This window comes from Burkholderia sp. SRS-W-2-2016 (assembly GCF_001931485.1).
Classification (GTDB): domain Bacteria; phylum Pseudomonadota; class Gammaproteobacteria; order Burkholderiales; family Burkholderiaceae; genus Paraburkholderia.
The window spans coordinates 13,567-37,044 of sequence record NZ_MSDV01000024.1 but is presented as its reverse complement, the minus strand read 5'-3'; the positions used below and the strand labels follow the sequence as shown (position 1 = coordinate 37,044).

General features: G+C 66.2%; 25 protein-coding genes. 9 read left to right on the top strand and 16 right to left on the bottom strand.

The genetic code is table 11. The features are described 5' to 3' along the window. Positions 1-162 precede the first annotated feature (162 nt). From BTH42_RS12230 to mltG, 7 genes are all read right to left on the bottom strand, one after another. On the bottom strand, positions 163-519 hold the full coding sequence (locus tag BTH42_RS12230; RefSeq protein WP_075299540.1) for a Rap1a/Tai family immunity protein: 357 nt from the start codon (positions 517-519) through the stop codon (positions 163-165). 24 nt (positions 520-543) lie between these two features. Beyond that, entirely contained in the window at positions 544-669 is a 126-nt protein-coding gene (locus BTH42_RS35975) for a hypothetical protein (RefSeq protein ID WP_256701989.1), read from the bottom strand. A 73-nt stretch (positions 670-742) separates the two neighbouring features. Further along, a complete protein-coding gene (locus tag BTH42_RS12225; RefSeq protein WP_075299538.1) occupies positions 743-1,465 on the bottom strand; it encodes an ankyrin repeat domain-containing protein in 723 nt (240 codons plus the stop codon). An 85-nt stretch (positions 1,466-1,550) separates the two neighbouring features. Then, positions 1,551-2,342 carry a TatD family hydrolase gene (locus BTH42_RS12220; protein ID WP_075299536.1) on the bottom strand — a complete coding sequence of 264 codons (792 nt, stop codon included), beginning with the start codon at positions 2,340-2,342 and terminating at the stop codon, positions 1,551-1,553. Between the two features lie 105 nt (positions 2,343-2,447). Next, positions 2,448-3,488: a DNA polymerase III subunit delta' gene (locus tag BTH42_RS12215; RefSeq protein WP_075299534.1), complete on the bottom strand. Its 1,041-nt coding sequence runs from the start codon at positions 3,486-3,488 to the stop codon at positions 2,448-2,450. 94 nt (positions 3,489-3,582) lie between these two features. After that, complete coding sequence (tmk, locus tag BTH42_RS12210; protein WP_075299532.1) at positions 3,583-4,203, bottom strand: dTMP kinase; 621 nt, start codon at positions 4,201-4,203, stop codon at positions 3,583-3,585. Further along, complete coding sequence (mltG, locus tag BTH42_RS12205) at positions 4,203-5,213, bottom strand: endolytic transglycosylase MltG (RefSeq protein ID WP_075299530.1); 1,011 nt, start codon at positions 5,211-5,213, stop codon at positions 4,203-4,205. The genes tmk and mltG overlap by 1 nt, the downstream gene beginning before the upstream one ends. Positions 5,214-5,290: 77 nt before the next feature. On the opposite strand from mltG, the gene BTH42_RS12200 reads away from it, so the two are divergent. Both BTH42_RS12200 and BTH42_RS12195 read left to right on the top strand, forming a co-directional pair. Next, positions 5,291-6,379: a folate-binding protein YgfZ gene (locus BTH42_RS12200; RefSeq protein WP_075299528.1), complete on the top strand. Its 1,089-nt coding sequence runs from the start codon at positions 5,291-5,293 to the stop codon at positions 6,377-6,379. Positions 6,380-6,504: 125 nt separating this feature from the next. Further along, positions 6,505-7,365 (top strand): NRDE family protein, encoded by an 861-nt coding sequence (locus tag BTH42_RS12195; RefSeq protein ID WP_075299526.1) that lies wholly within the window; start codon positions 6,505-6,507, stop codon positions 7,363-7,365. Between the two features lie 104 nt (positions 7,366-7,469). On the opposite strand, the gene BTH42_RS12190 is transcribed toward BTH42_RS12195, so the two are convergent. The 6 genes from BTH42_RS12190 to BTH42_RS35425 all read right to left on the bottom strand — a co-directional run bounded on the left by BTH42_RS12190 (position 7,470) and on the right by BTH42_RS35425 (position 12,845). After that, the gene (locus BTH42_RS12190) at positions 7,470-8,429 is read right to left on the bottom strand and encodes an alpha/beta hydrolase (protein WP_075299524.1); all 960 of its coding nucleotides are present in this window, start codon (positions 8,427-8,429) and stop codon (positions 7,470-7,472) included. Between the two features lie 153 nt (positions 8,430-8,582). Continuing rightward, positions 8,583-9,473, bottom strand: coding sequence for an SDR family oxidoreductase (locus BTH42_RS12185; RefSeq protein WP_075299522.1), 891 nt, complete (start codon positions 9,471-9,473; stop codon positions 8,583-8,585). A 59-nt stretch (positions 9,474-9,532) separates the two neighbouring features. Beyond that, positions 9,533-10,531 (bottom strand): NADP-dependent oxidoreductase, encoded by a 999-nt coding sequence (locus BTH42_RS12180; RefSeq protein ID WP_075299520.1) that lies wholly within the window; start codon positions 10,529-10,531, stop codon positions 9,533-9,535. An 82-nt stretch (positions 10,532-10,613) separates the two neighbouring features. After that, on the bottom strand, positions 10,614-11,102 hold the full coding sequence (locus BTH42_RS12175) for a PaaI family thioesterase (protein ID WP_075299518.1): 489 nt from the start codon (positions 11,100-11,102) through the stop codon (positions 10,614-10,616). 115 nt (positions 11,103-11,217) lie between these two features. Then, complete coding sequence (locus BTH42_RS12170; protein WP_075299516.1) at positions 11,218-12,720, bottom strand: PLP-dependent aminotransferase family protein; 1,503 nt, start codon at positions 12,718-12,720, stop codon at positions 11,218-11,220. Further along, positions 12,708-12,845, bottom strand: a complete 138-nt coding sequence (locus tag BTH42_RS35425) for a hypothetical protein (RefSeq protein WP_178392156.1) — start codon at positions 12,843-12,845, stop codon at positions 12,708-12,710. The genes BTH42_RS12170 and BTH42_RS35425 overlap by 13 nt, the downstream gene beginning before the upstream one ends. A gap of 53 nt (positions 12,846-12,898) precedes the next feature. Between BTH42_RS35425 and BTH42_RS12165 the strand changes: the two genes are divergently transcribed. Together BTH42_RS12165 and BTH42_RS12160 are read left to right on the top strand one after the other, a co-directional pair. Beyond that, positions 12,899-13,273: a hypothetical protein gene (locus BTH42_RS12165; RefSeq protein ID WP_256701988.1), complete on the top strand. Its 375-nt coding sequence runs from the start codon at positions 12,899-12,901 to the stop codon at positions 13,271-13,273. 120 nt (positions 13,274-13,393) lie between these two features. Then, positions 13,394-13,885, top strand: a complete 492-nt coding sequence (locus tag BTH42_RS12160) for an LEA type 2 family protein (protein ID WP_256701992.1) — start codon at positions 13,394-13,396, stop codon at positions 13,883-13,885. A gap of 123 nt (positions 13,886-14,008) precedes the next feature. Here the strand turns inward: BTH42_RS12160 and BTH42_RS12155 are convergent, their stop codons facing one another. The 3 genes from BTH42_RS12155 to BTH42_RS12145 all read right to left on the bottom strand — a co-directional run bounded on the left by BTH42_RS12155 (position 14,009) and on the right by BTH42_RS12145 (position 19,345). After that, on the bottom strand, positions 14,009-15,187 hold the full coding sequence (locus tag BTH42_RS12155; RefSeq protein ID WP_075299512.1) for an acetyl-CoA C-acyltransferase: 1,179 nt from the start codon (positions 15,185-15,187) through the stop codon (positions 14,009-14,011). Positions 15,188-15,375: 188 nt separating this feature from the next. Further along, complete coding sequence (locus BTH42_RS12150) at positions 15,376-17,460, bottom strand: 3-hydroxyacyl-CoA dehydrogenase NAD-binding domain-containing protein (protein WP_075299510.1); 2,085 nt, start codon at positions 17,458-17,460, stop codon at positions 15,376-15,378. Between the two features lie 214 nt (positions 17,461-17,674). Beyond that, on the bottom strand, positions 17,675-19,345 hold the full coding sequence (locus BTH42_RS12145; RefSeq protein ID WP_075299508.1) for a 3-(methylthio)propionyl-CoA ligase: 1,671 nt from the start codon (positions 19,343-19,345) through the stop codon (positions 17,675-17,677). A gap of 128 nt (positions 19,346-19,473) precedes the next feature. On the opposite strand from BTH42_RS12145, the gene BTH42_RS12140 reads away from it, so the two are divergent. From BTH42_RS12140 to BTH42_RS12120, 5 genes are all read left to right on the top strand, one after another. Then, positions 19,474-21,030, top strand: a complete 1,557-nt coding sequence (locus BTH42_RS12140) for a YdiU family protein (RefSeq protein WP_075299506.1) — start codon at positions 19,474-19,476, stop codon at positions 21,028-21,030. A 55-nt stretch (positions 21,031-21,085) separates the two neighbouring features. Then, on the top strand, positions 21,086-21,508 hold the full coding sequence (gene msrB / locus BTH42_RS12135) for a peptide-methionine (R)-S-oxide reductase MsrB (RefSeq protein ID WP_075299504.1): 423 nt from the start codon (positions 21,086-21,088) through the stop codon (positions 21,506-21,508). 202 nt (positions 21,509-21,710) lie between these two features. After that, positions 21,711-22,241, top strand: coding sequence for a septation protein A (locus BTH42_RS12130; RefSeq protein WP_075299502.1), 531 nt, complete (start codon positions 21,711-21,713; stop codon positions 22,239-22,241). 1 nt (position 22,242) lies between these two features. Beyond that, positions 22,243-22,554, top strand: a complete 312-nt coding sequence (locus tag BTH42_RS12125) for a BolA family transcriptional regulator (RefSeq protein WP_075299500.1) — start codon at positions 22,243-22,245, stop codon at positions 22,552-22,554. A gap of 10 nt (positions 22,555-22,564) precedes the next feature. Next, a complete protein-coding gene (locus BTH42_RS12120) occupies positions 22,565-23,344 on the top strand; it encodes a peptidylprolyl isomerase (protein ID WP_075299498.1) in 780 nt (259 codons plus the stop codon). Positions 23,345-23,478 lie beyond the last annotated feature (134 nt).

The following is a 23,478-nucleotide window of genomic DNA, read 5'->3' as shown; positions in this document are numbered from 1 at the left end:
GAAGAGCGGCGGCGCGCCAGTGGGACTGCGAACATCGGTGGGGTTCGTCACACCTGCGCGGTGGACGGGACCCGCGGCACCCGGCGCGCGAGTCGCGCGCCGTCAGTGTTGCGCCGGGCGGCGACTACGCGTGTTGCTGCCCGGCGCGGCAAGCGGCGTCGATCAGCTGCCGCTCTTGCACGGAAACGCCTTGCCGAGACCCAGCGAGATCGCGGTGCTGGCGTTGTAGCCCGCGGCGTTCGGATTCTCGGCGATGTACTTGCGCACCGCGTCGGTCAACTGCGCGGAACGCGCATCGGCCGGCAGGCAGAAATACTGGCCGACCCGCGGACCGGTGGTGCCGCCGATCGCATCGATCGTGTTGAAGATACCGTCGGCCGCGCCTTCGATATAGGCCGCGCAGGCGGAGCGTGAAGCCACGTCCGTTTTAGTGCACAGCTTGTTGAGGTCGCCTCCCGTAAACGCGGCCGCCGATAGCGGCAAGGCGAGCGCGCCGGCGAAAATCAAAGCCCGCAGCATGGTGTTCCTTTCCAGGTTTGTTTATCACGCGGTCTTTTCGCCGCATCCGGATGGCACGCCAAAGGGCGCGCCAAAGTCGTCATTCTGCACTGTTTTACGCGACGGCAGCAGCCAGGCCTTATCGATGTCAGACAAATCGAACAAATCCATCGAGCATCGGCCAAGCGCTGGGCGAAGCGCCCTCGCGGGCCAGTTCGTCAGCGTCGTGCCGCCGCGCGTGCGATTACTTCTGGCCCTGCTGCATGCGAGCGGTCAGGCCTTCGACGACGTCCGGTTCCTTGTAGGTCTTCGCGAAATCGAGCGCGGTCATGCCGATCTGGTTTTTCACGTTCAGGTCCGCGCCGTTGTCGAGCAGCAGCTTGACGGTCGAGATGTGACCGCCGCGCGCGGCCATCATCAGCGGCGTGGTGCCGTTCGGCGAACCGGCGTCGACGTAGGCCGAGTGATCGAGCAGCACCTTGACGATGTCGTCGTGGCCGTTCGCGGCCGCGTAGTGCAGCGGCGCCCAGCCCTTCTTGTTGACTTCGGCGTCCTTCGCGATCAGCTGATTGACGATGTTCAGGTCGCCGGCGAGCGAGGCCATCATCAGCGCGTTTTCGCCGGCCTTGTCCTGCGCTTCGATATCGGTCTTCGGATTCTTCAGCAACGCGGCGGTGACCTTCTCCGATTTCTCGCGCGCGGCCAGCACCAGCAGCGGAATGCCCTGGCTGTCCACGCTGTTCGGGTCCATCCCCTTCGCGAGCAGCTTGTTGACGCCGTCGACGTCGTCGAACTTGACCGACTTGATCAGCGAGTCGATCGGCGCCGCGTGCGCGGGCACCGCGACCAGCGCCGCGCAGGCGAGCGCGGCGGCACAGGCGAGGCGTCGCGCGGGCGCGAACGCACGGGCGGCCGTCATGGCGGAGGTCGGTTGGAAAGCAGCGGACGACGTCGAAATATTTTTCATATAGTACTTTAGGAAACTTCCCTATCCATTTGATGTTACTGGATTTTCAGTTGCAACACCCAGTTCGTTACCGGGCGTTCACCGTTCAGGCCGTGGCCGGCGCCGGAATCTTGAACAGCCTGAAAAAGTTCTGCGTGGTCGCGGCGGCCAGCGCCTCGTCCGGCATCTCGCGTTGCTGCGCGATGAAGCGTCCGACATAACTGACGTACGCAGGTTCATTCGGCTTGCCGCGATACGGCACCGGCGCGAGATACGGCGAGTCGGTTTCGATCAGCAGACGTTCGAGCGGCACGCGGCGCGCGACGTCCTGCACGTCGGTCGCGCTCTTGAACGTGACGATGCCCGACAGCGAGATATAGAAGTTCTGCGCGAGCGCCTGTTCGGCGATCGCCCACGGCTCGGTGAAGCAGTGCATCACCCCGCCCGGCTCGCCGGCGCGTTCCTCGGCCATGATCCGCAGCGTGTCCTCGGAAGCCGAACGCGTGTGAACGATCAACGGCTTGCCGGTCGCGTGCGCGGCGCGGATGTGGGTGCGAAAACGCTCGCGCTGCCACTCCATGTCGGCGATCGTGCGGCCTTCGAGACGGTAGTAGTCGAGGCCGGTTTCGCCGATCGCGACCACCTTCGGATGCTGGGCCAGCTCGACCAGTTCGGCGACGCTCGGCTCGCGCATATGCTCGTGGTCCGGGTGCACGCCGACCGACGCGTAGACGTTCTCGCAGCGGCTGGCGATGTCCAGCACCGACGGCAGCGTTTCGAGATCGACCGACACGCACAGCGCGTGCGTGACCGACAGGCTGCGCATGTTCTCGAGCACCTGCGGCAGACGGTCCGCGAGTCCTTCGAAATTGATATGGCAGTGGGAATCGACAAACATGATCAGGTCCTGCGAAAAATGGGGCTGCCGGGGCCGACTACGCCAGCATGGCGGATCGTTTCGGACGCGGCAATGAAAGGCTCAAGCAAAGGTTCAGGCAAAGGCTCACGCGAACAGCGCGCGATAGCCGATAAACAGTTCCTCGAACACCAGACGCGCATTCAGCGGATGATTCTCGACCGCGCGCTGGCGCGTCACGCTGCGTAGAAAGCGCGCGAACGCGTTGGCGTCGGCCTGCGACGCGCAGCGTTCGAGCGCTTTCTGCGCCTGCGGGAAATAACGCGGCGCGCCGGCGGTGCGCTGTGCGAGCAGATCGTACATCCAGCGCTGCAGCCAGCCGAGCACCAGCGGCACCGGCAGCTTCTGCAGCGCCTCGCCGCACGCGAACGCGTCGCACTGCGCGCCGGCCGCGAGCTGCTTCAGCGTCCAGTCGCGCAGCGTGCGGTTTTCGTCGCTGGCGAGCGCGAGCGCCGCGAGCGGCGCGCCGCCCGCTTCGGCGAGCAGCGCCGGCGCGTCTTCGATGCCCTGCGCGGCGAGCCACTGGGCGGCGGCCTGCGGCGCCGGCACGCTCATCGGCCACTGCCGGCAGCGGCTGATGATGGTCGGCAGCAAGCGGTCGATCCGCGCCGACACCATCAGGAACACCACGCCGGCGGGCGGCTCCTCCAACGTCTTCAGGAGCGCATTGGCGGCCGCGACGTTCAGCCCTTCGGCCGGATACAGCACGACCACGCGCACGCCGCCGCGATGCGAACCGACGCCGACGAAGTCGAGCAGACCGCGGACCTGCTCGATCTTGATTTCCTTGCTGGGCGTGCGGGTCTTCTTGCCTTCGTCACCGTCGGCCTTGTCGGCTTTCTCGTCGGCGCCTGCCGCGGCGACCGGGCCGGCCTCGGCCGCGAGCGCCTCGGGCACGACGATCCGGTAGTCCGGATGATTGCCCTGCGCGAACCAGTTGCAGGCCACGCAGGTGCCGCACGGCTCGCCGTTGGGCTGCGGCGCCTCGCAGAGCAGCCCCTGCGCGAGGTGCTGCGCGAAGCGCAGCTTGCCGATCCCGGCCTGGCCGTGCAGCAGCAGAGCATGCGGCCAGTGGGCGCGCAGCTGCTGCAGGCGGTTCCAGTCATCGGCTTGCCACGGATAGATCATCGTTGGTCTTTGCAATCAATGGGTTGAATACACTACTTTAGACATCGCACGAGCTTTGCAGGCTCTTATAAATTTCAATTATATTGATTGAAAATCAAAGCGTTGCGATCAATTCTTCAAGCTGTTTCTGAATACGCGCGATGCTCTGCGAAGAGTCGATGATAGCGAATCGGTACGGCGCCTCTTCCGCACGGCGCATGTATTCGGCGCGCGTGCGCTCGAAAAAGGCGGCCGATTCGCGCTCGAAGCGATCCGGATCGCGCGCCGCGCTGCGCCGTTCGTTGGCGACCGCGGGCGGCAGATCGAACAGCACCGTCAGGTCCGGCTGAAAACCGCCCTGCACCCAGCGCTCGAGCGTCTCCAGCTTGTCGCGCGGCAGGCCGCGGCCGCCGCCCTGATACGCGAAGGTCGCGTCGGTGAAGCGGTCGGACAGCACCCAGTCGCCGCGCGCGAGCGCCGGCTCGATCACTTCGGCCAGGTGCTGACGGCGCACCGCGAACATCAGCAGCGCTTCGGTTTCGAGGTCCATCTTCTGATGCAGCACGATCTCGCGGATCTGCTCGCCGAGCGGCGTGCCGCCCGGTTCGCGCGTCATCACGACGGTCCGGCCGTTGGCCGCGAGCTTCGCTTCGAGCCGTTCGCGAAACCAGCCCAGATGAGTGGTCTTGCCCGCGCCGTCGATGCCTTCAAACGTGATGAATTTGCCGCGCGCCATTATTGCCCTCGAATGTATTTGTCCACGGCCTTGTTGTGCTCGCCGAGGGTTTCAGAAAAGATGCTGCTGCCGTCGCCGCGCGATACGAAATACAGCGCGGTGCTCGGCGCCGGATTCAGCGCCGCCTGCAGCGACGCGACACCCGGCAGCGCGATCGGCGTGGGCGGCAGGCCCATGCGGGTGTAGGTATTGTAAGGAGTGTCGGTCTGCAGATCCTTTTTGCGGATGTGCCCGGCGTAGCTCTCGCCCATCCCATAGATCACGGTCGGGTCGGTCTGCAGCGGCATGCCCGCGCGCAGACGGTTCGCGAACACCGCGGCGACGAGCGGCCGGTCGGACGGCTTGCCGGTTTCCTTTTCGATGATCGAGGCCATCGTCAGCGCTTCGTACGGGCTCTTGTACGGCAGGTTCGGCGCGCGCGCGAGCCATGCTTCGTCGAGATGCACGCGCATCAGACGGTATGCACGGCGGTAGATGTCGAGGTCGCTGGTGTTCTTGTCGAACAGATAGGTGTCCGGGAAAAACAGCCCCTCGCCGTTGCCGATCGACGCCTCCGGCGCACCGATCGCGATCATCAGATCCGCATCGGACAGGCCCGCCGAGTCGTGCTTGAGCGCCGGGTTCGCGTCGAGCTCCGCGCGCATGCGCTTGAAGGTCCAGCCTTCGATGATCGTCGCCACGTATTCGTTGACATCGCCGCGCGCGATCTTTTGCAGCACGTCGTACGGCGTGATGCCCGTCTTGAACTCGTAATTGCCGGATTTCAGTTCGCTTTGCAGACCGAGCAGCCGCGTCATCAGGATGAACAGTTCGGGCTCGACCGGCACGCCGCCGCGATTCAGTTGCAGCGCGACGCTGCGCAGGCTGCTATGCGGTTTGACGGTGACGTCGAGTTGCGCGGGGGTCAATTCGAGCGGGCGGGTGGCCCAGTGATATCCAGCGGCGATAGCCGCCGCGGCCAGCACGACTACAACTGCGCCGGCGGTGAAGCATTTCTTCAGAAGGGACATGGAAACGTGACGGGGTTGGACTGAATATAATAACTGTTTGCCTTAGCCAAAGTCAGAATTGACTGTTCCCGGAATCCATGAATACACCGCTCGGCAACGCCCCCGCTAACGCATCAGCCACCCCTTCCAGCCCCGCCTCCACCGCGCCCGCAGCGGCCGCGCCGATCGCGCTGCCGGTGCTGCCGCGTCCGTCGGCCGACGAATTCGACGCGGTGCTCCAGCACGGCGCATACATGCCGCTGTCGCAGTTCGGGATCATCGACGTGCACGGCGACGACGCGGCCAGCTTCCTGCACGGCCAGTTGACCAACGACGTCCAGCATCTGGACGCCGCCAACGCACGGCTCGCCGGCTACTGCTCGGCGAAGGGCCGGCTGCTCGCGTCGTTCCTCAGCTGGCGCAGCGGCGACACGATCCGTCTGCTGGTATCGAAGGACGTGCAGGCGGCGGTGCAAAAACGCCTGTCGATGTTCGTGCTGCGCGCGAAGGCGAAGCTTGCCGACGCCAGCGCCGAACTCGCGGTGGTCGGTCTCGCGGGCGACGTGCGCCGCGCGCTGTCCGGCGTGTTCGATGCGCTGCCCGACGGCGTGCACGTGCAGGTCGACGGCGCGGCGGGCACGCTGATCCGCGTGCCGGATGCGCTCGATCGGCTGCGCTATCTGTGGATCGGGCCGAAGGCGCAGGTCGAAGCGCTGCTGCCGTCGCTCGACGGCACGCTCAAGCGCGTGTCGCCGGCCGTGTGGGACTGGCTCGACATCCGCGCGGGCGAGCCGCGTATCACCCAGCCGGTGGTCGAGCAGTTCGTGCCGCAAATGGTCAACTTCGACGTGCTCGGCGCGGTCAATTTCCGCAAGGGCTGCTATCCGGGCCAGGAAGTGGTCGCGCGCAGCCAGTATCGCGGCACGATCAAGCGACGCACGTCGCTTGCCAATGTGGCCGGTGAACTGGACGCGGTGCGCCCGGGTGCCGAACTGTTTCACTCGGACGATCCGGGCCAGCCGTGCGGGATGATCGTCAACGCGGCGTCCGCGCAAGGCGGCGGCGTCGATCTGCTGGTCGAGATCAAGCTCGCGGCGCTCGAATCCGGCAGCGTGCACCTGGGCGCGGCCGACGGTCCGGCGCTGCGGTTCCTGCCGCTGCCCTACGGTTTGCCGACCGAAGTCTGAGCGGCGCACGGAACCCGAAGCGGCGCAGCGATGCGCCGTTTTTTATTGGCGGGTTTATTCTCGTCTGATTTTTTTGGGCGGCTGGTGCCGCCGTTGCCCACGCTCTCACCGGGAGACGCGCCCCGATGTGCCTGATCGTTTTCGACTGGCGACCCGACGCGGTCGACGGCCCGCTGTTCACGCTCGCCGCGAATCGCGACGAATTCTTCCGCCGCACCGCCGAGCCGATCGGCTGGTGGCGCGACGCGCCGGCTGTGCTGGCGGGACGCGATCTGGTCGGCGGCGGCACGTGGCTGGGGCTTACGCGCGACGGCCGCTTCGCCGCGCTGACCAATTACCGCGCGCCGAGTGAGATGCGCGCCGATGCGCCGACCCGCGGCACGCTGGTGAGCGACTGGCTGAGCGGCGCCGCGCGCGATGCCGACGGCCAGCCGCACGCGTCGCCGCTCGCCTATCTGCGGCACGTCGCCAAAACCGGCGATATCTATAACGGTTTCAATCTGCTGGTCGGCGACTGGAACCGGCGCGAGCTCGCGTGGTACTGCAATCGCGGCGTCGAGCGGCGCGAGCCCGAGCTGCTCGCGGCGGGCACGCACGGGATCTCGAACGCGGTGCTCGATACCGCGTGGCCGAAGCTGGTCAGAAAGCGCGCGGAACTGGGCACGTTGCTCGCGCGCGAGCCGATGCCGCCGCTCGAACGGCTGATCGATCTGATGCGCGATCCGCGCCTTGCGCGCGACGACGAGTTGCCGTCGACCGGGATTCCGCTCGAACGGGAACGGGTGTTGTCGGCGGCGTTTATCGAATCGCCGGAGTACGGCACGCGCAGTACGACCGGGGTTAGGGTCGCCGCCTTCGGTGACGTGCTAGGCGTCGCGGTTGCCGAGCGCAGCGACGATAACGGCTCGCACCGGGTGGTGCGGCCGGGAGATTTCGAGCGCAGTTTTGCGTTTAATGTGGAGCGGGATCCGATCAGCGTGGCTTGACGCGTCGCCCGACTCGCGAGCCCGCGCGCGAGCGGCCGGATTCGCCGCCGCGCCTGCTGCCCGCAAGGCACGGCTTCCCGCGCCGGCAAGCCTCGCTCGCCTTCTCAGTCAATCCCAAACGCCGCGCGCAACGCCGCCGCGGCATCCGCGTGCGCTTGCGCAACGTCCGGCACATAGCCGCCCATCTTGAAGAACTCGTGAATCATCCCCGGGTAGCGCTTCAGCGTGACCCGGTTGCCGAGCGCGCGCAGCTTGTCCGCATACGCGTCGCCCTCGTCGCTGAGCGGATCGTATTCGGCGGTCGCGATCCATGCGGGCGCGATGCCTTCGAAATCGGGCGCGCCGCTCACGCCGTCGAGCGGCGCGAAGCGCCAGTCGTCGCGATCGCGGCTGTCGCGCAGGTATTGCTCGAAGAACCACTGGATCGTGTCGCCCGACAGCAGAAAACCGTTCGCGAGCCGCGAATGCGAGTCGGTCTGCTGATGGCCGGTCGTGCCCGGATAGATCAGCAATTGCAGCGCGAGCGCGATACCGGCGTCGCGCGCGAGCACCGCGCAGACCGTCGCCAGCGTGCCGCCCGCGCTATCGCCGCCGACCGCTAGCCGCTCCGCATCGATACCGAATTCGGCCGCGTGCGCGTGCAGCCAGCTGAGCGCGTCGAATGAGTCGTCGACCGCGGTCGGAAATTTGTGCTCGGGCGCGAGCCGGTAATCGACCGACAGCACCGCGCAGCGGCCGTCGCGCGCGAACATCCGGCACAACGCGTCGTGCGTATCGACGCTGCCGACCGTGAAGCCGCCGCCGTGGTAGTAGACGAAGGCCGGCAGCGGTTCGGCCCAGTTCGGCTCGACCGGACAGTAGAGGCGCGCGCGGATCGTCGCGCCGTCGCGGGTCGGCACCCGCAGGTCTTCGATAGAAAACATCGGCGCGCTCGCGATCTCGAGGATCGGCGCGCTTTTTTCATACGATGCGCGCGCCGCTTGCGCGCTCATCTCGTGATACTGCGGGCGCCGGGCCCGCGCGATCATGTCGAGCACCTGCTCGATCTTCGGATTCAACGGCATGTGTGAGGCGTGATCTGTGAGGCGTGATGTGAGGCGTGTGGTGAGGCGATCTGGCACGCGTGGCAATCCGCGCCGCGCTCGAACGCCCCGGTTTGGATAACAACGAACGTAGGGCCGCGCGCGATGCCGGTTCAAATACCCGGCGACCGGCGGCTACTCCGCGCCCTTCACTTCGGGTTTCAGCGACATCGGATCGGACGGCTCGCGCAACTGCTCGATGTCGTCGTGGCGCAGCTTCACGGTCGCCATGATGCCCGGATGCGTGATGATATAGAAACGCCGCGCGGCGATCGCGTCGAACGTGAGGTTCGCGACGTCGTCGGCGGTGAGGCGGCCCGACTGCACCGCGCGCTGCAACTGCTTGCCGGCGGCGATTTGCGAGCGCGTCGGCCGGCCCGCGTTGCGCAGGTCGTCCGGACGCGCGCGCTCGGCATCGGCGATGCCGGTCGGCACGAAGGCCGGACACAGCAACGAGCAGCCGACCTGCGCGCCGTCCGTGCTCTGCGCCTGCGCGAGCTTCAGATCCTGATAAAGCGTCTCGGTCAACGACACCACCGCGTGCTTCGACGCGTTGTAGATGCCCATCGCCGGCGGCGACAACAGCCCCGCGACCGACGCCGTGTTGACGATATGCGCGGGCTCGTTCTGCGCGAGCATGATCGGCGTGAACACCCGCACGCCGTGCGCGACGCCCATCACGTTGACGCCGAACACCCACGACCAGTCGTTCGCCGAGCTTTCCCACAACAGGCCGCCGGTGCCGACGCCCGCGTTGTTAAACAGCAGATGCACCTTGCCGAACGCATCGAGCGCGGCCTGCGCGAGCGCTTCGACCTGGGCGGCGTTCGATACGTCGGTCGGCACGCCGATCGCGTCGGCGCCGGCCGCGCGCAATCCGTCGACGGTGCGCGCGAGTTCTTGCGCATCGACATCGGCCAGCACCAGCTTCATGCCGAGCGCCGCGCCCTTGTGCGCGAACGCGCGGCCGAAGCCGCTGCCCGCGCCGGTGATCACCGCCACCTTGCCTGCAAATTCAAACGTCATTTTTCCAATCCCCGGTTCAGTGGCGGTGTGCCGTTGTGGTAGCGAAGTCGACGCGCCGATCAGATCAGCTTGACCAGCTGCTTGCCGAAGTTCTTGCCCTTCAGCAGCCCCATGAACGCTTCCGGCGCGGACTCGAGCCCTTGCGCGATGGTCTCGCGATACTGCAGCTTCTGCTGCGCGACCAGCGTGCCGAGCTGCTTGAGCGCATCCGGCCACACTTCCATATGTTCGCTGACGATAAAGCCCTGCACCAGCAGCCGCTGCGTGAGCATCAGCGCGGGATTTTTGAGCGGCAGCGGCTGACCGTCGTAGCCGGCGATAAAACCGCACAGCGCGATGCGCCCGAACGCGTTCATCCGCGCGAACGTCGCGTCGAGCACCTCGCCGCCGACGTTCTCGAAGCAGCCGTCCACGCCATCCGGCGTCGCCGCCTTCAGGTCCTGGTACAGGTTGCCGGCCTTGTAGTCGACGCAGGCGTCGAAGCCGAGCGTGTCGATCACGTAGCGGCACTTGTCCGCACCGCCCGCGATACCGACCGCGCGCGCGCCGGCCGCTTTCGCGAGCTGGCCGACCACGCTACCGACCGCGCCGCTCGCCGCGCTGACCACCACGGTCTCGCCGGCCTTCGGCGCGATGATGCGGTTCAGCCCGTACCACGCGGTGACGCCCGGCATGCCGACCGGACCGAGATACGCGGACAGCGGCACGTGGGTGTCGTCGACCTTCTGGATGCCGGCGCCGTTCGAGGTGCCGTACTCCTGCCAGCCGAACATCGCGACGACCTTGTCGCCGACCGCGAACTTCGGATTCCTCGACTCGACCACTTCGCCGACCGTGCCGCCGATCATCACTTCGTTCAGCGGCTGCGGCGCCGCGTACGACTTGCTGTCGTTCATGCGGCCGCGCATATACGGATCGAGCGACAGGTAGTGGTTGCGCACCCGCACTTCGCCGTCGGCGAGCGGCGCGAGCGGCGTTTCGACGAGCTTGAAGTTATCGGGCGTGACCGCGCCTTGCGGACGCGAAACCAGCAGCAGTTGGCGGTTGATCTGGCTCATCGGGTCGTCTCCTTGGGTTGATGGGGGCGACGCGGGTCGGGGGTGAACCGCGTCTGGTGTTCAGATGCTGAGATACGGACGCTCAGCCGTCGCTCGGACCGGGCTTCGCGCCGGGGTCGGTACGCAGACGCTGGCGCGCGACGTCGCGGCCCACCGCGAGGCGGCGCATGTATTTGAAGGTGCCGAGCGCCTTGGCGACGAAGTGGCCTTCGCTGTCGCGAATCTCGCCTTCGCAATAGGCCATCGTCGTCGAGCGATGCAGCACGCGGCCGCTTGCGCGCAACTCGCCGCGGCCCGGCTGCATGAAGTTGACTTTCATCTCGACGGTGACGACGCCGACGCCGTCGCCGGCAAGACTGCGCGCGGCCATCGCCAGCGCGATGTCGGCGAGCGTCATCGTGACGCCGCCGTGCGCGACGTCCCACGTGTTCATGTGATCGTGCTGCAACGGCAGCACCACTTCGCTGACGCCGTCGGCGGCGGACAGAAGCTGCGCGCCGAGACGGTCGACGAACGGGCTTTCGGGGAGCACGGGGGGGACTGTTTTTGCGGGGGAAGTTGGGTCGGTCATTGCGGTGTTCGGAATTGATGGGCGGCAACGTCGGTCGCGCGCTCGCTTTTTGCGCAGGCCGCTGCGCAGATCGCGGCGTGAAGCGCACAGCCAAAAATGATACCTGCTATCGCTGTCATGCATCGGCCCCGCCATGCCCGCTCATCCGCCTGGCAAGGCGCCCCACTCGACGCGCCGCGTCGTCGAGCCATTCGAGGTCGGTGCTCGGGCAACTGAGCCGGATGAAATGATCGAAGCGCCCGGTGTTCGAAAACACGGTCCCGGGCATGATGCGGATGCCGTCGTCCAGCGCGGCGTCGAATAATGCCGCCGACGACAACCCGCGCGGCAACTCGATCCAGAAAAACAGTCCGCCGCGCGGCGGCGTAAAGCGCGTGCCCTCGGGAAACGCCGCGGCAATCGCCAGCGCCATGCGTTCGCGCTGACACCGCAGGCTGTCGCGCAAGCGCCGCAGATGTCGCGCGTAGGCGCCCGTCTCCAGAAAACCTGCCAGCACGACCTGCGACAGCTGTTCGTTGTGACGCGACTGCGCGAACTTCAGCATCCGCACGCGCGGATGCCAGCGTCCACCGTTGATCCAGCCGATCCGCATGCCCGGCGCGAGCGTCTTGTTGAACGACGTGCAATGAATCACCGTGCCGTCCGTGTCCCACGCCTTCAGCGATCGCGGCGCGGGTTCGTCGTCGACCAGTTCGCGATACGGATCGTCCTCGATCAGCGCCACGCCGGCGCGCGAGCACAGCCCGACGAGAGCCGCCTTGTGCGCGTCGGGCATTACGCTGCCGAGCGGATTCTGCAGATTCGGCACCACGACCACAGCCTTGATGCCGGGATGGTGCTGCAGCGCAAAGCTCAGTGCGTCGACCGCGAGACCCGTGCTCGGACTCGTCGGGATTTCGAGCGCGCGCAGTCCGAGGCTTTCGAGCACCTGCAGCAAGCCGAAAAAACACGGCGATTCGACCGCGACAGTGTCGCCCGGCTGGGTCACCGCGCGCAGCGCGAGGTTCACCGCTTCGATGCCGCCGTGCGTCATGATGATTTCGTCCGCGCCGATCTCGATGCCGCCGTCGAGCGCGCGCCGCGCAATGACCGCGCGCAACGCGGGATCGCCGAGGTCGGGACCGGCCGAAGTCAGCAGCGTCGGCTCGCGCCGCAACGCGCGTATCGCGGCCTGGCGCAAAGCATCGGTCGGATAGAGTTCGGGGCACGCGGTCGCGCCGCCGAGATTGAGCGCCTGCGGGAAGCGCTGGAATTTCGACACGATCGCCGAAATCGCCGCGTGAATCCCGACGAACTGCGCTTCGCCCGGCAACTGTGCCGGATCCGGTTCGACCGCGGCCGGCAGCGCCGCCGGCGGCACACGCACGAAATAGCCCGACCGCGGCCGCGCTTCGATCAGCGCCGCGCGTTCGAGCACGCGATAGCTTTCGGTCGCCGTCGCGAGACTCACGTTGTGGCGCTGCATGAATGCGCGCATCGACGGCATGCGATCGCCCACGCGCAGCACGCCGTTGCCGATCGCGCGGCGATAGTGATCGGCCAGTTGCCGGTAAAGCGGCTGGCCGTCCGGTAAGGGGGTAGCGCGCGCGTCGCGCCGCTCGAAGGTCAGGTCGTCCATGCGTCGATGGTGCGCACAGTCGACGCGCGACAACAGATACAGATCGGCACGATGGCGACCGATACAGCGGGTCCGAATGCGTCGCTGTAGCGCTTCAGATTGTCGATGCTTGTCGCTGTTTTCACGTGAACGAACTCAATAAGCTGTGCAGCAGGAAAACGATTCGAAGGAAACCATCGTGACTCGCTCGCACTCCGCCGTGTTCCCATCCGATCCTGGCGCGTTACGCGTTGCTCGCGGCCAGTCGACGCTTGTCGATCTGCGTGCCGGCACGGCCATCGTGGCCGTCGAAGGTGACCTGGAACTCTGCTTTCGCGACCACTCGCTTGCGTGGCTCGGTAGCGCTGCACCGGTCACATCGATTACCGTCCACGAAGGCGAGCAGTTCGTGATCGGCCAACATGGCGTCGTGACGATCCGTGCGCCGCGTGCCGGCGCCACGCTTCGGGTCGCACCGGCATCGACCGGCACGAGCGCTGTGCGCGCGCTCATTCGCCGTGCCGTTCCGGGCGTCGCGAGCTTCGTTGCTCGACAGTTGCGGCGCGTCGCCTGAGCCGTCGCGCTCATCATCGCCGTCTCACGAAACCGCCGCCGCTGCGCCGGTTAGAATGCGTAACCACCTCGCTCACTGTCCGCTTCCTTCTTTCAGGTGCCGGTCATGTTCTCGTTACGCATGCTGCTTTGCAGGCCTCGTTCCGCGCTGCTGCGCATTTTCGTCATGGCCATCGCCACCCTGACACTCACCGGTTGCGCCGGCCTGCTCGGCGGCGATCCATTACGCGTGAACGTCGCCGGCATCGAACCGCTGCCCGGCGAAGGCTTCGAAATGCGCTTCAACCTGAAGCTGCGCGTGCAGAACCCGAACGACACCACGCTGACGTTCTCCGGCATCTCGCTCGATCTCGAACTGAACGGCAAGCCGTTCGCGAGCGGCGTCAGCGATCAGGCCGGTACCGTGCCGCGCTTCGGTGAAACCGTCGTCAGCGTGCCGCTGACCGTCCCCGCGATGGCCGCGGTCCGCCAGGCGTTCGCGTTCGCGGGCGCCACCCAGTCCGGCCAGGTGCCGTACCTGCTGCGCGGCAAACTCGCCGGCGCCGGTATCGGCGGCACGACCCGCTTCGTCGATCAGGGCACGCTGAGCCTGCCGGGTATGGCAACACGATAAACGTTGCCGCCAGATAAAAAACCGGCGCCGCGGGTCCGTCCTTACCACTTGCCGAACCCACGGCGCCCGCTACTGCACAGACAAACGCAAACGCGCAAACGCATTACCGCATCAGCACCCGCGTCACGCGATCTCGAACAAGCCCGCCGCGCCCTGCCCGCCGCCGATACACATCGTCACGACGACGTACTTCACGCCGCGCCGCTTGCCTTCGATCAGCGCATGGCCGACCAGCCGCGCGCCCGACACGCCATACGGATGGCCGACCGCGATCGCGCCGCCGTTCACGTTCAGGCGGTCGTGCGGAATGCCGAGCGTGTCCGCGCAATACAGCACCTGCACCGCGAACGCTTCGTTCAGCTCCCACAGGCCGATGTCGTCGACCTTCAGACCGGCCTTCTGCAGCAGCTTCGGCACCGCGAACACCGGGCCGATGCCCATCTCGTCCGGCTCGCAGCCGGCCACCGCGAAGCCGCGGAAAATACCGAGCGGTTGCAGGCCTTCGCGTTCGGCCTGGGTCGCGTTCATCACCACGCAGGCCGACGCGCCATCCGAAAACTGGCTCGCATTGCCCGCGGTGATCACGCCGCCGGGCAGCGCGGTGCGAATCTTCGCGACGCCTTCGAGCGTGGTGTCGGCGCGAATCCCTTCGTCGCTACTGACCGTCACTTCCTTCGTGAAGAGGCGTCCGCTCGCCTTGTCGGCGACACCGGCGAGCACCGTCAGCGGCACGATCTCGTCCTTGAACCTGCCGGCTTCGAGCGCGGCGGCCGCGCGCTGCTGCGAGCGCACGCCGTATTCGTCCTGGCGCTCCTTCGAGATCGAGTAGCGCTTCGCGACGTTCTCGGCGGTTTGCAGCATCGACCAGTAGATTTCCGGCTTGTGCTGGTTGAGCCAGCCGTCGGTCATCATGTGGCGGTTCATCTCGTTCTGCACGCACGAGATCGACTCGACCCCGCCCGCGACATAAACGTCGCCTTCACCGGCGATCACCCGTTGCGCGGCCAGTGCAATGGTTTGCAGCCCGGACGAACAGAAGCGGTTCACGGTCATGCCCGGCACGCTGACCGGCAGACCCGCGCGCAGCGCGATCTGACGCGCGATATTGCCGCCCGTCGCGCCTTCCGGATTCGCGCAGCCCATGATCACGTCCTCGATGCGCGCCGGATCGAGCTTCGCGCGCTCGACCGCGGCCTGCGTCACGTGACCGCCGAGCGTCGCGCCATGCGTCATGTTGAAACCGCCGCGCCATGATTTGGCGAGACCCGTGCGGGCGGTGGATACGATTACGGCGTCAGTCATGCAAATCTCCTATGTCACGGCCGACTGGAAGTAAGCGCCTCAGCACTCATTCCGGTCCCGCGAATATCGTTAGCGGCGCGCCGGCCCGCTGCCTTTTTGCAGCGTAAGCGCGAAGCCGCGCCGCTTTAGTCCTTAAATGCGCGCGGTGCAGGGACCCGGTCCAACTGCACGCGCGCTTTCTGGCTCACTCAGCCGTTGAACCCGCGCCCCTCGGCCGCGAGCTTCGCGATCCCCGGCGCGAGCTTCCACGCATCGCCGTTCGGCCGCTCTGCATAGCGGCGAATCGCGCGTTCGACGTTGTAGAGCCCGACCGTATCCGCGTACAGCATCGGGCCGCCGCGATGGAGCGGGAAGCCGTAGCCGGTCAGATAGACCATGTCGATATCCGACGCCTTCGACGCGATCCCTTCCTCGAGAATCTTCGCGCCTTCGTTGACGAGCGCGAACACCAGCCGCTCGACGATTTCCTCGTCGCTGATCTTGCGTCGCTCGGTATTGGCCTCTTTCGAGAACTCGCCGATCATCTCGTCGACGACCTTCGACGGATACGCGGTGCGCTCGCCCGCCTTGTAGTCGTACCAGCCGCCGCCGGTCTTCTGACCGAAGCGCCCCAGTTCGCACAGCCGGTCGGCGATCTTCGAATAGTGCATCTCCGGATGCTCGACATAGCGGCGCTTGCGGATCGCCCAGCCGATATCGTTGCCGGCCAGATCGCTCATCCGGAACGGGCCCATCGCGAAGCCGAACTTCTCGATCGCGCGATCGACCTGCGCGGGCAGCGCGCCCTCTTCGAGCATGAAGAGCGCCTGACGCACGTACTGCTCGATCATCCGGTTGCCGATGAAGCCGTCGCACACGCCCGACACCACCGCAGTCTTTTTAATCTTCTTCGCGAGCTTCATCACGGTCGCGAGCACGTCTTTGGCGGTGTCCTTGCCGCGCACCACTTCGAGCAGCTTCATCACGTTGGCCGGGCTGAAGAAGTGCATGCCGACCACATCCTGCGGACGCTTCGTGAACGCGGCGATCTTGTCGACGTCGAGCGTCGACGTGTTCGATGCGAGGATCGCGCCGGGCTTCGCAACTTCATCCAGACGGCGGAACACCTGCTCCTTCACGCCGAGTTCTTCGAACACCGCTTCGACGATCAGGTCGGCGTCTTTCAGGTCGTCATAGGAGAGCGTCGGCGTCAGCAGCGCCATCCGCTGTTCGAGCGCTTCGGGCTTGAGCTTGCCCTTCTTCACGGTGGCTTCGTAGTTCTTGCGAATCGTCGCGACGCCGCGCTCGAGCGCTTCCTGTTTCGTCTCCAGCAGCGTGACCGGAATGCCCGCGTTCAGGAAGTTCATCGCGATCCCGCCGCCCATCGTGCCCGCGCCGATCACGCCGACCTGCTTCAGGTCGCGCACCGGGGTATCGGACGGCACGTCGGGAATCTTGCTGGCCGCGCGCTCACCGAAGAACGCGTGACGCAGCGCGCGGCTCTCCGGTGTCTGCACCAGCGCGAGGAAGCATTCGCGCTCGAATGCGAGGCCCCTGTCGAAACCGTTCTTCACGCCCGCTTCGACCGCGTCGATGCACTTGTGCGGCGCCGGGAAATTCTTCGCGATGCCGGCCACGGTATTGCGCGCGAACTGGATGAAGCCGGCCGCGTTCGGATGCTCGATCTTGCGGTCGCGGACCTTCGGATGCGCGCCGGTTTTCGCGCCGACCTTGCGCGCGAACGCGAGCGCCGCGTCGGCCAGATCGCCTTCTACGACTTCATCGAACAGACCCGACTTCGCGAGCTGTTCCGACGGCACCGGCGCGCCCGACACGATCATGTTGAGCGCCGCTTCGAGGCCGATCGCGCGCGGCAGACGCTGCGTGCCGCCGGCGCCCGGCAGGATGCCGAGCTTCACTTCGGGCAACGCGATCTGCGCGCCGGGCGCGGCGATCCGGTAATGCGCGCCGAGCGCGAGTTCGAGACCGCCGCCCATCGCGACGCTGTGAATCGCCGCGACGACCGGCTTCGGGCTGTTTTCGACGGCGTGAATGACGGTCCCGAGCGTCGGCTCCTGGGTCGCCTTCGGGGTGTTGAATTCGGTGATGTCGGCGCCGCCCGAGAAGGCTTTGCCCGCACCGGTCAGCACGATCGCCTTGACGGCCGGATCGTTCTGCGCGCGCTCGAGCCCGTCGACGATACCTGCGCGCGTCGACAGCCCGAGGCCGTTGACCGGAGGATTGTTCAGCGTGATGACGGCCACGCCGTCGTGAGTTGTGTAGTCCACTGCCATCTGCCTGCCTCCATGCGATCCATGCAATGAGGCGGCGCCTGATGCGCCGCCTGTCCGGTTCATCGAGTCTGCTCATTGTCAGACTTTTCGGGCGACGTTTCCGGGGTCAGCAGGCAGAATACACAAAAAAGCACGCTCGTTCAATTTACTGCCGGGCGGGGTTTCCCCCAGGATCGCCCGGCAGCGTCGGCGGTGAATCGAGCTTTACCGCGGCTCAGGTGCCGGGCGTGATCGGGCAGTGGCGGGCGTCTTCGAGCGCGGACGGCAGTACGTGGTCGCGGAACAGGTCGCGCAGCTTCAGCTTCTGCAGCTTGCCGGTCGCGGTGTGCGGCAGTTCGTCGACGAATACCACGTCGTCGGGAATCCACCATTTCGCGACCTTGCCGTCGTAGAACGCGAGCAGTTGTTCGCGCGTCAGTTCGTGCCCCGCGCGCCTGACCACCACCAGCAGCGGCCGCTCGGTCCATTTCGGATGCGCGCACGCGATGCAGGCCGCCTCCGCGACCGCCGGATGCGCGATCGCGACGTTCTCGACGTCGATCGAGCTGATCCATTCGCCGCCGGACTTGATCACGTCCTTCGAGCGGTCGGTGATGTGCAGGAAGCTGTCGCGGTCGATCGTCGCGACGTCGCCGGTCGGGAACCAGCCGTCCACCAGCGGCGAATCGTCCTTGCGGAAATAGCGGTCGATCACCCACGGGCCGCGCACGTGCAGATCGCCGAACGCGACGCCGTCCCACGGCAGCTCGCGGCCATCCTCGCCGACGATCTTCATATCGACGCCGTAGATCGCGTGGCCCTGCTTTTCGAGCAGCTTGCGGCGCTCGGCGAGCGGCCGTTGACTCTGCTCCCACGTCAGTTTCGACAGGGTGCCGAGGGGCGACATTTCCGTCATCCCCCATGCGTGAATCACCTGCACGCCGTAGTCGTCCTCGAAGGTGCGCAGCATCGCCGGCGGACACGCGGAGCCGCCGATCACCGTGCGCTGCAGCGTCGAAAACTTCGCGTTGGCCTCGCGCAGATGGTTCAGCAGTCCGAGCCAGACGGTCGGCACGCCGGCCGAATAGGTCACGCGCTCGCTTTCCATCAGTTCGTACAGCGACTTGCCGTCGAGATCCTTGCCGGGGAACACCAGCTTCGCGCCGGTCAGCGGCGCCGCGTGCGGAATGCCCCACGCGTTCACATGAAACATCGGCACCACCGGCAGCACCGCGTCGCGCGCGGACAGACTCATCGCGTCGGGCAGCGACGCGCCGAACGCGTGCAGCACCGTCGAGCGATGCGAATACAGCGCGCCCTTCGGATTGCCGGTCGTGCCGGACGTGTAGCACAGATACGAGGCCTGCCGCTCGTCGAGCGCGGGCCACTCGAAGTCGCCGTCCTGCCCGTCCATCAGCGTTTCGTAGCACAGCAGCGGCGTTTGCGTGGCCGGCCGGTGCGCTTCGTCGCACAGCGCGATCCAGCCGCGTACACGCGGACACTGCGGCGCGAGCACGTCGACCAGCGCGGCGAAGGTGGTGTCGAACAGCACGTACGCGTCGTCCGCGTGATTGATGATGTAGGCGATCTGGTCGGGGAACAGCCGCGGGTTGATCGTGTGGCACACCGCGCCGAAACCGGTCGTGCCGTAGTACGCCTCCAGATGCCGGTAGCCGTTCCACGCGAGCGTCGCGACCCGTTCGCCGGGCTCGACGCCGAGCGCGAGCAGCGCCTGCGCGAGCTGCTTCGCGCGCTTCTCGCAATCGCGGTACGTGTAACGATGCAGGTCGCCTTCGATGCGCCGCGACACGATCTCGGTGCTGCCGAAATGCCGCGCGGCATGCGCGAGCAGCGATGACACGGTGAGCGGCACGTCCATCATCTGGCCCAGCAGCGGCGTCGTCATAAGGCGGGGTCTCCTCGGCTTGTCGGTGTCGGTTGGGGTGCGCGCGCAAGGTTTGAACGCCGCGCGCGGCCGGCCAGCAGCGCCGCTGGCGCGGACTTACAATATCGGCTAATCCAGAGGCGCTCAATATGTCGTTTTCCCCAAGCATTGCAGGGTCATCCGCAGCTTTGACGGATCTTTCCACCACACTCGCCACGCCCCCGGCCGACGCGTTCGCGCGGCTCGGCGCCACCTTCCTCACCCGCCTGCCCGCCGCGCCGCTCGACGCGCCGTATCTGGTCGGCTTCTCGGCCGACACCGCCGCGCGGCTCGGTCTGCCCAAGGGCATCGAACGCGATCCCGGCTTTCTCGATCTGTTCAGCGGCAACGCGACCCGAGCGTGGCCGGCCGACGCGCTGCCGTATGCGTCGGTGTATTCGGGTCACCAGTTCGGCGTGTGGGCGGGCCAGCTCGGCGACGGCCGCGCGCTCGGCCTCGGCGAACTCGAACACGCGGGCCAGCGCTACGAATTGCAGCTGAAGGGCGCGGGCCGCACGCCGTACTCGCGAATGGCCGACGGCCGCGCGGTGCTGCGCTCGTCGATCCGCGAATATCTGTGTTCGGAGGCGATGCATCATCTCGGCATTCCGACCACCCGCGCGCTGTGCGTGATCGGCTCCGATCAGCCGGTGCGGCGCGAGACCATCGAAACCGCCGCGGTCGTCACCCGCGTGTCGCCGAGCTTCGTGCGCTTCGGCCACTTCGAGCACTTCTATGCGAACGACCGGGTCGACGCGTTGCGCGCGCTCGCCGATCACGTGATCGACCGTTTCTATCCGCATTGCCGGCAAGCCGACGATCCGTATCTCGCACTGCTCGGCGAAGCGGTGCAATCGAGCGCGGACCTGATGGTCGAGTGGCAGGCGGTCGGCTTCTGTCACGGCGTGATGAACACCGACAACATGTCGATCCTCGGCCTGACGATCGACTACGGCCCGTTCGGTTTCATGGACGGCTTCGACGCCGGTCACATCTGCAATCACTCCGACTCGCAGGGCCGCTACGCGTACCGGATGCAGCCGCAGATCGCGTACTGGAATCTGTTCTGCCTCGCGCAGGGATTGCTGCCGCTGCTCGGTGAACAGCACGAGGAAAGCGTGCGCAGCGACCGCGCGATCGAAGACGCGCAGCGCGTGCTGGCCGGCTTCAAGGAACGCTTCGCGCCGGCGCTCGAAAACCGTATGCGCGCGAAGCTCGGCCTCGAACAGGCGCGCGACGGCGACGACGCGCTGGTCAACCGGCTGTTCGAAGCGATGCACGCGAACCGCGCCGATTTCACGCTGACGTTCCGCAACCTCGCGCGCGTGTCGAAACACGATGCGAGCGGCGACGCGCCGGTGCGCGACCTGTTCCTCGACCGCGCCGCGTTCGACGCGTGGGCGCAGGACTATCGCGCGCGCCTCGCCGAAGAGACCCGCGACGACGCCGCGCGCGCCATTGCAATGAACCGCGTGAACCCCAAATTCGTGCTTCGCAACCATCTGGCGGAAACGGCGATCCAACGCGCGAAGGAAAAGGACTACTCCGAAGTGGAACGGCTCGCCAGCGTGCTGCGCCGTCCGTTCGACGAGCAGCCCGAGTACGAAGCGTACGCGGGCCTGCCGCCCGACTGGGCGAGTTCGCTCGAAGTGAGCTGTTCGTCGTGATCACGGAACGCGAGACAGCTGAGACAACCCGAGACAACCGAGACAGGAACCGACCATGAGCAACCCCGACGATCTCAAGCAGGACGCCCCGGCCGTACAGAAAACCGACGCCGAGTGGCGCGCGCAACTGTCCGACCTCGAATACCAGGTGACCCGCCATGCGGCCACCGAACGGCCGTTTACGGGCCGCTACAGCGATCACTGGGAACGCGGCATCTACGACTGCGTGTGCTGCGGCACGCCGCTGTTCGAATCGGACACCAAGTTCGACGCCGGCTGCGGCTGGCCGAGCTACTTCCGGCCGATCGACGGCGAGGTGATCGCCGAGAAGACCGACCGCTCGCACGGGATGCTGCGCATCGAGGTGCAATGCAAGAACTGCGGCGCGCATCTGGGTCACGTGTTCGAGGACGGCCCGGCGCCGACCGGCCTGCGTTACTGCATCAATTCGGCTGCGTTACAATTCGAGCCCAAGTAACGCGCGAACTGCGCCGCAACGGGCCGTGGACGAATGCCCAGCTGCGCGGGCACGCGCCGCGGCCAACGCGAGCCGCCACCGCCCACTGGGCGCCGCGGCTTTTTTGTGCGCCGGCCGCCCGCCAGCGAACGTCGCGCGCCGGCTCGCCCGCTAACCAGCGCCCTTCACGGCTCGATTCACTCTCCGATTTCCCGACCAGATAATGAAATTCCTGTTCGATCTGTTCCCGATCATCCTGTTCTTCGTCGCCTTCAAGATCTGGGGCATTTTCACGGCGACGGCAGTGGCGATCGTCGCCACGCTGGTGCAGATCGCGTGGGTGGCGTTCCGCCACCGCAAGGTCGACCCGATGCTGTGGGTCAGCCTCGGCGTCGTCACCGTGTTCGGCGGCGCGACGCTCGTGCTGCACAACGACACCTTCATCAAGTGGAAACCGACCGTGCTGTACTGGGCGTTTTCGGTCGCGCTGCTGGTGTCGCAGCTCGGTTTCAACAAGAACCTGATCGAAGCGATGATGGGCAAGCAGATCACGCTGCCGCATGCGATCTGGGGCAAGCTGAACATCATCTGGGCGATCTTTTTCGTCCTGCTCGGTCTGCTCAACCTGTTCGTCGCGTATCACTACACGACCGATCAATGGGTCAATTTCAAGCTGTTCGGCGCCACCGGCTGCCTGCTGGTGTTTATCGTCGGACAGAGTCTGTGGCTGTCGAAGTACATGAAGGAAGAATGAGATGAGTGACCTGTTCATGCACGCGACGACCGCCGAGCGCGCCGCGCTGATCGAAGCGCGCCTCATGGCCGCGCTCGCGCCGGTCGAATCGATCCGCATCAGCGACGACAGCGCGCAGCACGCCGGCCATGCCGGCGCGGCTGCCGGCGGTCATTTCAGCGTCACGATCGTGGCGGTAGCTTTCGCCGGTAAGCCCCGCGTGGCGCGGCATCGCATGGTGTATGATGCGCTGGCCGACGCCATGCAGCGCGGCATTCATGCCCTTGCCATCACGGCGTATACGCCCGAAGAATTTGCTTTGTTGCCCCGCTAGGAACTTTTCGATGACCTTGAAGAAAACCCGCCTCTGGGTATTGCTGGCTGCATTCGCGGCCGCACCTGCATTCGCACAGAACATCGCCGTCGTGAACGGCACGCCGATTCCGAAGTCGCGCGCCGACGCGCTGATCGAACAACTGGTTCATCAGGGCCAGCAGAACACGCCGCAGCTGCAGATGGCCGTGCGCGAAGAACTCGTGAATCGCGAGATCCTGATGCAGGAAGCGCTGCGCCGCGGCCTGCCGAATCGTCCGGACATCAAGGCGCAAATCGCGGTGGCCCAGCAGACCGTGGTGCTGCGCGCGCTGATCGAAGATTTCGTGAAGACCAACCAGCCGACCGACGCGGAAGTCACCGCTCGCTACAACGCGCTCGTCAAGGACGCCGGCGGCAAGGAATTCCATCTGCACCACATCCTCGTCGACAACGAGCAGCAGGCCAAAGACCTGATCGCGAAGATCAAGGGCGGCGCAAGCTTCGAAGAACTGGCCAAGCAGTACTCGAAGGATCCGGGATCGGGCAAGAACGGCGGCGACCTCGACTGGTCGGACCCGAAGGCCTACGTGCCCGAGTTCGCGGAAGCGGCCACGCATCTGCAGAAAGGCCAGATGACCGACACGCCGGTGCATACGCAGTTCGGCTGGCACATCATCCGCGTCGACGACATCCGCGCGGTCACGCCGCCGCCGCTCGAGCAGGTGCGCGCGCAGATCGTCCAGCAGATCCAGCAGGAAAAGCTGCAGGCGTTCGAAGAAGGTCTGCGTAAGAACGCGAAGATTCAGTAAGTCTCCGAACTCCGGATGTAGAAAAGCCGCCCTTGGGCGGCTTTTTTGTTGCGGCGTGTTTGCAGAACGATGATGTTCTCGCCGGTCAGCGGGTCGCCATGAAGCGCGTTCGCAAAACGCGCGTCTCACGCCTA

Coding starts and splice junctions, on each gene's coding strand:
- BTH42_RS12230 (WP_075299540.1), bottom strand. CDS start 519: ATGCTGCGGGCTTTGATTTTCGCCGGCGCGCTCGCCTTGCCGCTATCG.
- BTH42_RS35975 (WP_256701989.1), bottom strand. CDS start 669: ATGGATTTGTTCGATTTGTCTGACATCGATAAGGCCTGGCTGCTGCCG.
- BTH42_RS12225 (WP_075299538.1), bottom strand. CDS start 1,465: ATGAAAAATATTTCGACGTCGTCCGCTGCTTTCCAACCGACCTCCGCC.
- BTH42_RS12220 (WP_075299536.1), bottom strand. CDS start 2,342: ATGTTTGTCGATTCCCACTGCCATATCAATTTCGAAGGACTCGCGGAC.
- BTH42_RS12215 (WP_075299534.1), bottom strand. CDS start 3,488: ATGATCTATCCGTGGCAAGCCGATGACTGGAACCGCCTGCAGCAGCTG.
- tmk (WP_075299532.1), bottom strand. CDS start 4,203: ATGGCGCGCGGCAAATTCATCACGTTTGAAGGCATCGACGGCGCGGGC.
- mltG (WP_075299530.1), bottom strand. CDS start 5,213: ATGTCCCTTCTGAAGAAATGCTTCACCGCCGGCGCAGTTGTAGTCGTG.
- BTH42_RS12200 (WP_075299528.1), top strand. CDS start 5,291: ATGAATACACCGCTCGGCAACGCCCCCGCTAACGCATCAGCCACCCCT.
- BTH42_RS12195 (WP_075299526.1), top strand. CDS start 6,505: ATGTGCCTGATCGTTTTCGACTGGCGACCCGACGCGGTCGACGGCCCG.
- BTH42_RS12190 (WP_075299524.1), bottom strand. CDS start 8,429: ATGCCGTTGAATCCGAAGATCGAGCAGGTGCTCGACATGATCGCGCGG.
- BTH42_RS12185 (WP_075299522.1), bottom strand. CDS start 9,473: ATGACGTTTGAATTTGCAGGCAAGGTGGCGGTGATCACCGGCGCGGGC.
- BTH42_RS12180 (WP_075299520.1), bottom strand. CDS start 10,531: ATGAGCCAGATCAACCGCCAACTGCTGCTGGTTTCGCGTCCGCAAGGC.
- BTH42_RS12175 (WP_075299518.1), bottom strand. CDS start 11,102: ATGACCGACCCAACTTCCCCCGCAAAAACAGTCCCCCCCGTGCTCCCC.
- BTH42_RS12170 (WP_075299516.1), bottom strand. CDS start 12,720: ATGGACGACCTGACCTTCGAGCGGCGCGACGCGCGCGCTACCCCCTTA.
- BTH42_RS12160 (WP_256701992.1), top strand. CDS start 13,394: ATGCTGCTTTGCAGGCCTCGTTCCGCGCTGCTGCGCATTTTCGTCATG.
- BTH42_RS12155 (WP_075299512.1), bottom strand. CDS start 15,187: ATGACTGACGCCGTAATCGTATCCACCGCCCGCACGGGTCTCGCCAAA.
- BTH42_RS12150 (WP_075299510.1), bottom strand. CDS start 17,460: ATGGCAGTGGACTACACAACTCACGACGGCGTGGCCGTCATCACGCTG.
- BTH42_RS12145 (WP_075299508.1), bottom strand. CDS start 19,345: ATGACGACGCCGCTGCTGGGCCAGATGATGGACGTGCCGCTCACCGTG.
- BTH42_RS12140 (WP_075299506.1), top strand. CDS start 19,474: ATGTCGTTTTCCCCAAGCATTGCAGGGTCATCCGCAGCTTTGACGGAT.
- msrB (WP_075299504.1), top strand. CDS start 21,086: ATGAGCAACCCCGACGATCTCAAGCAGGACGCCCCGGCCGTACAGAAA.
- BTH42_RS12130 (WP_075299502.1), top strand. CDS start 21,711: ATGAAATTCCTGTTCGATCTGTTCCCGATCATCCTGTTCTTCGTCGCC.
- BTH42_RS12125 (WP_075299500.1), top strand. CDS start 22,243: ATGAGTGACCTGTTCATGCACGCGACGACCGCCGAGCGCGCCGCGCTG.
- BTH42_RS12120 (WP_075299498.1), top strand. CDS start 22,565: ATGACCTTGAAGAAAACCCGCCTCTGGGTATTGCTGGCTGCATTCGCG.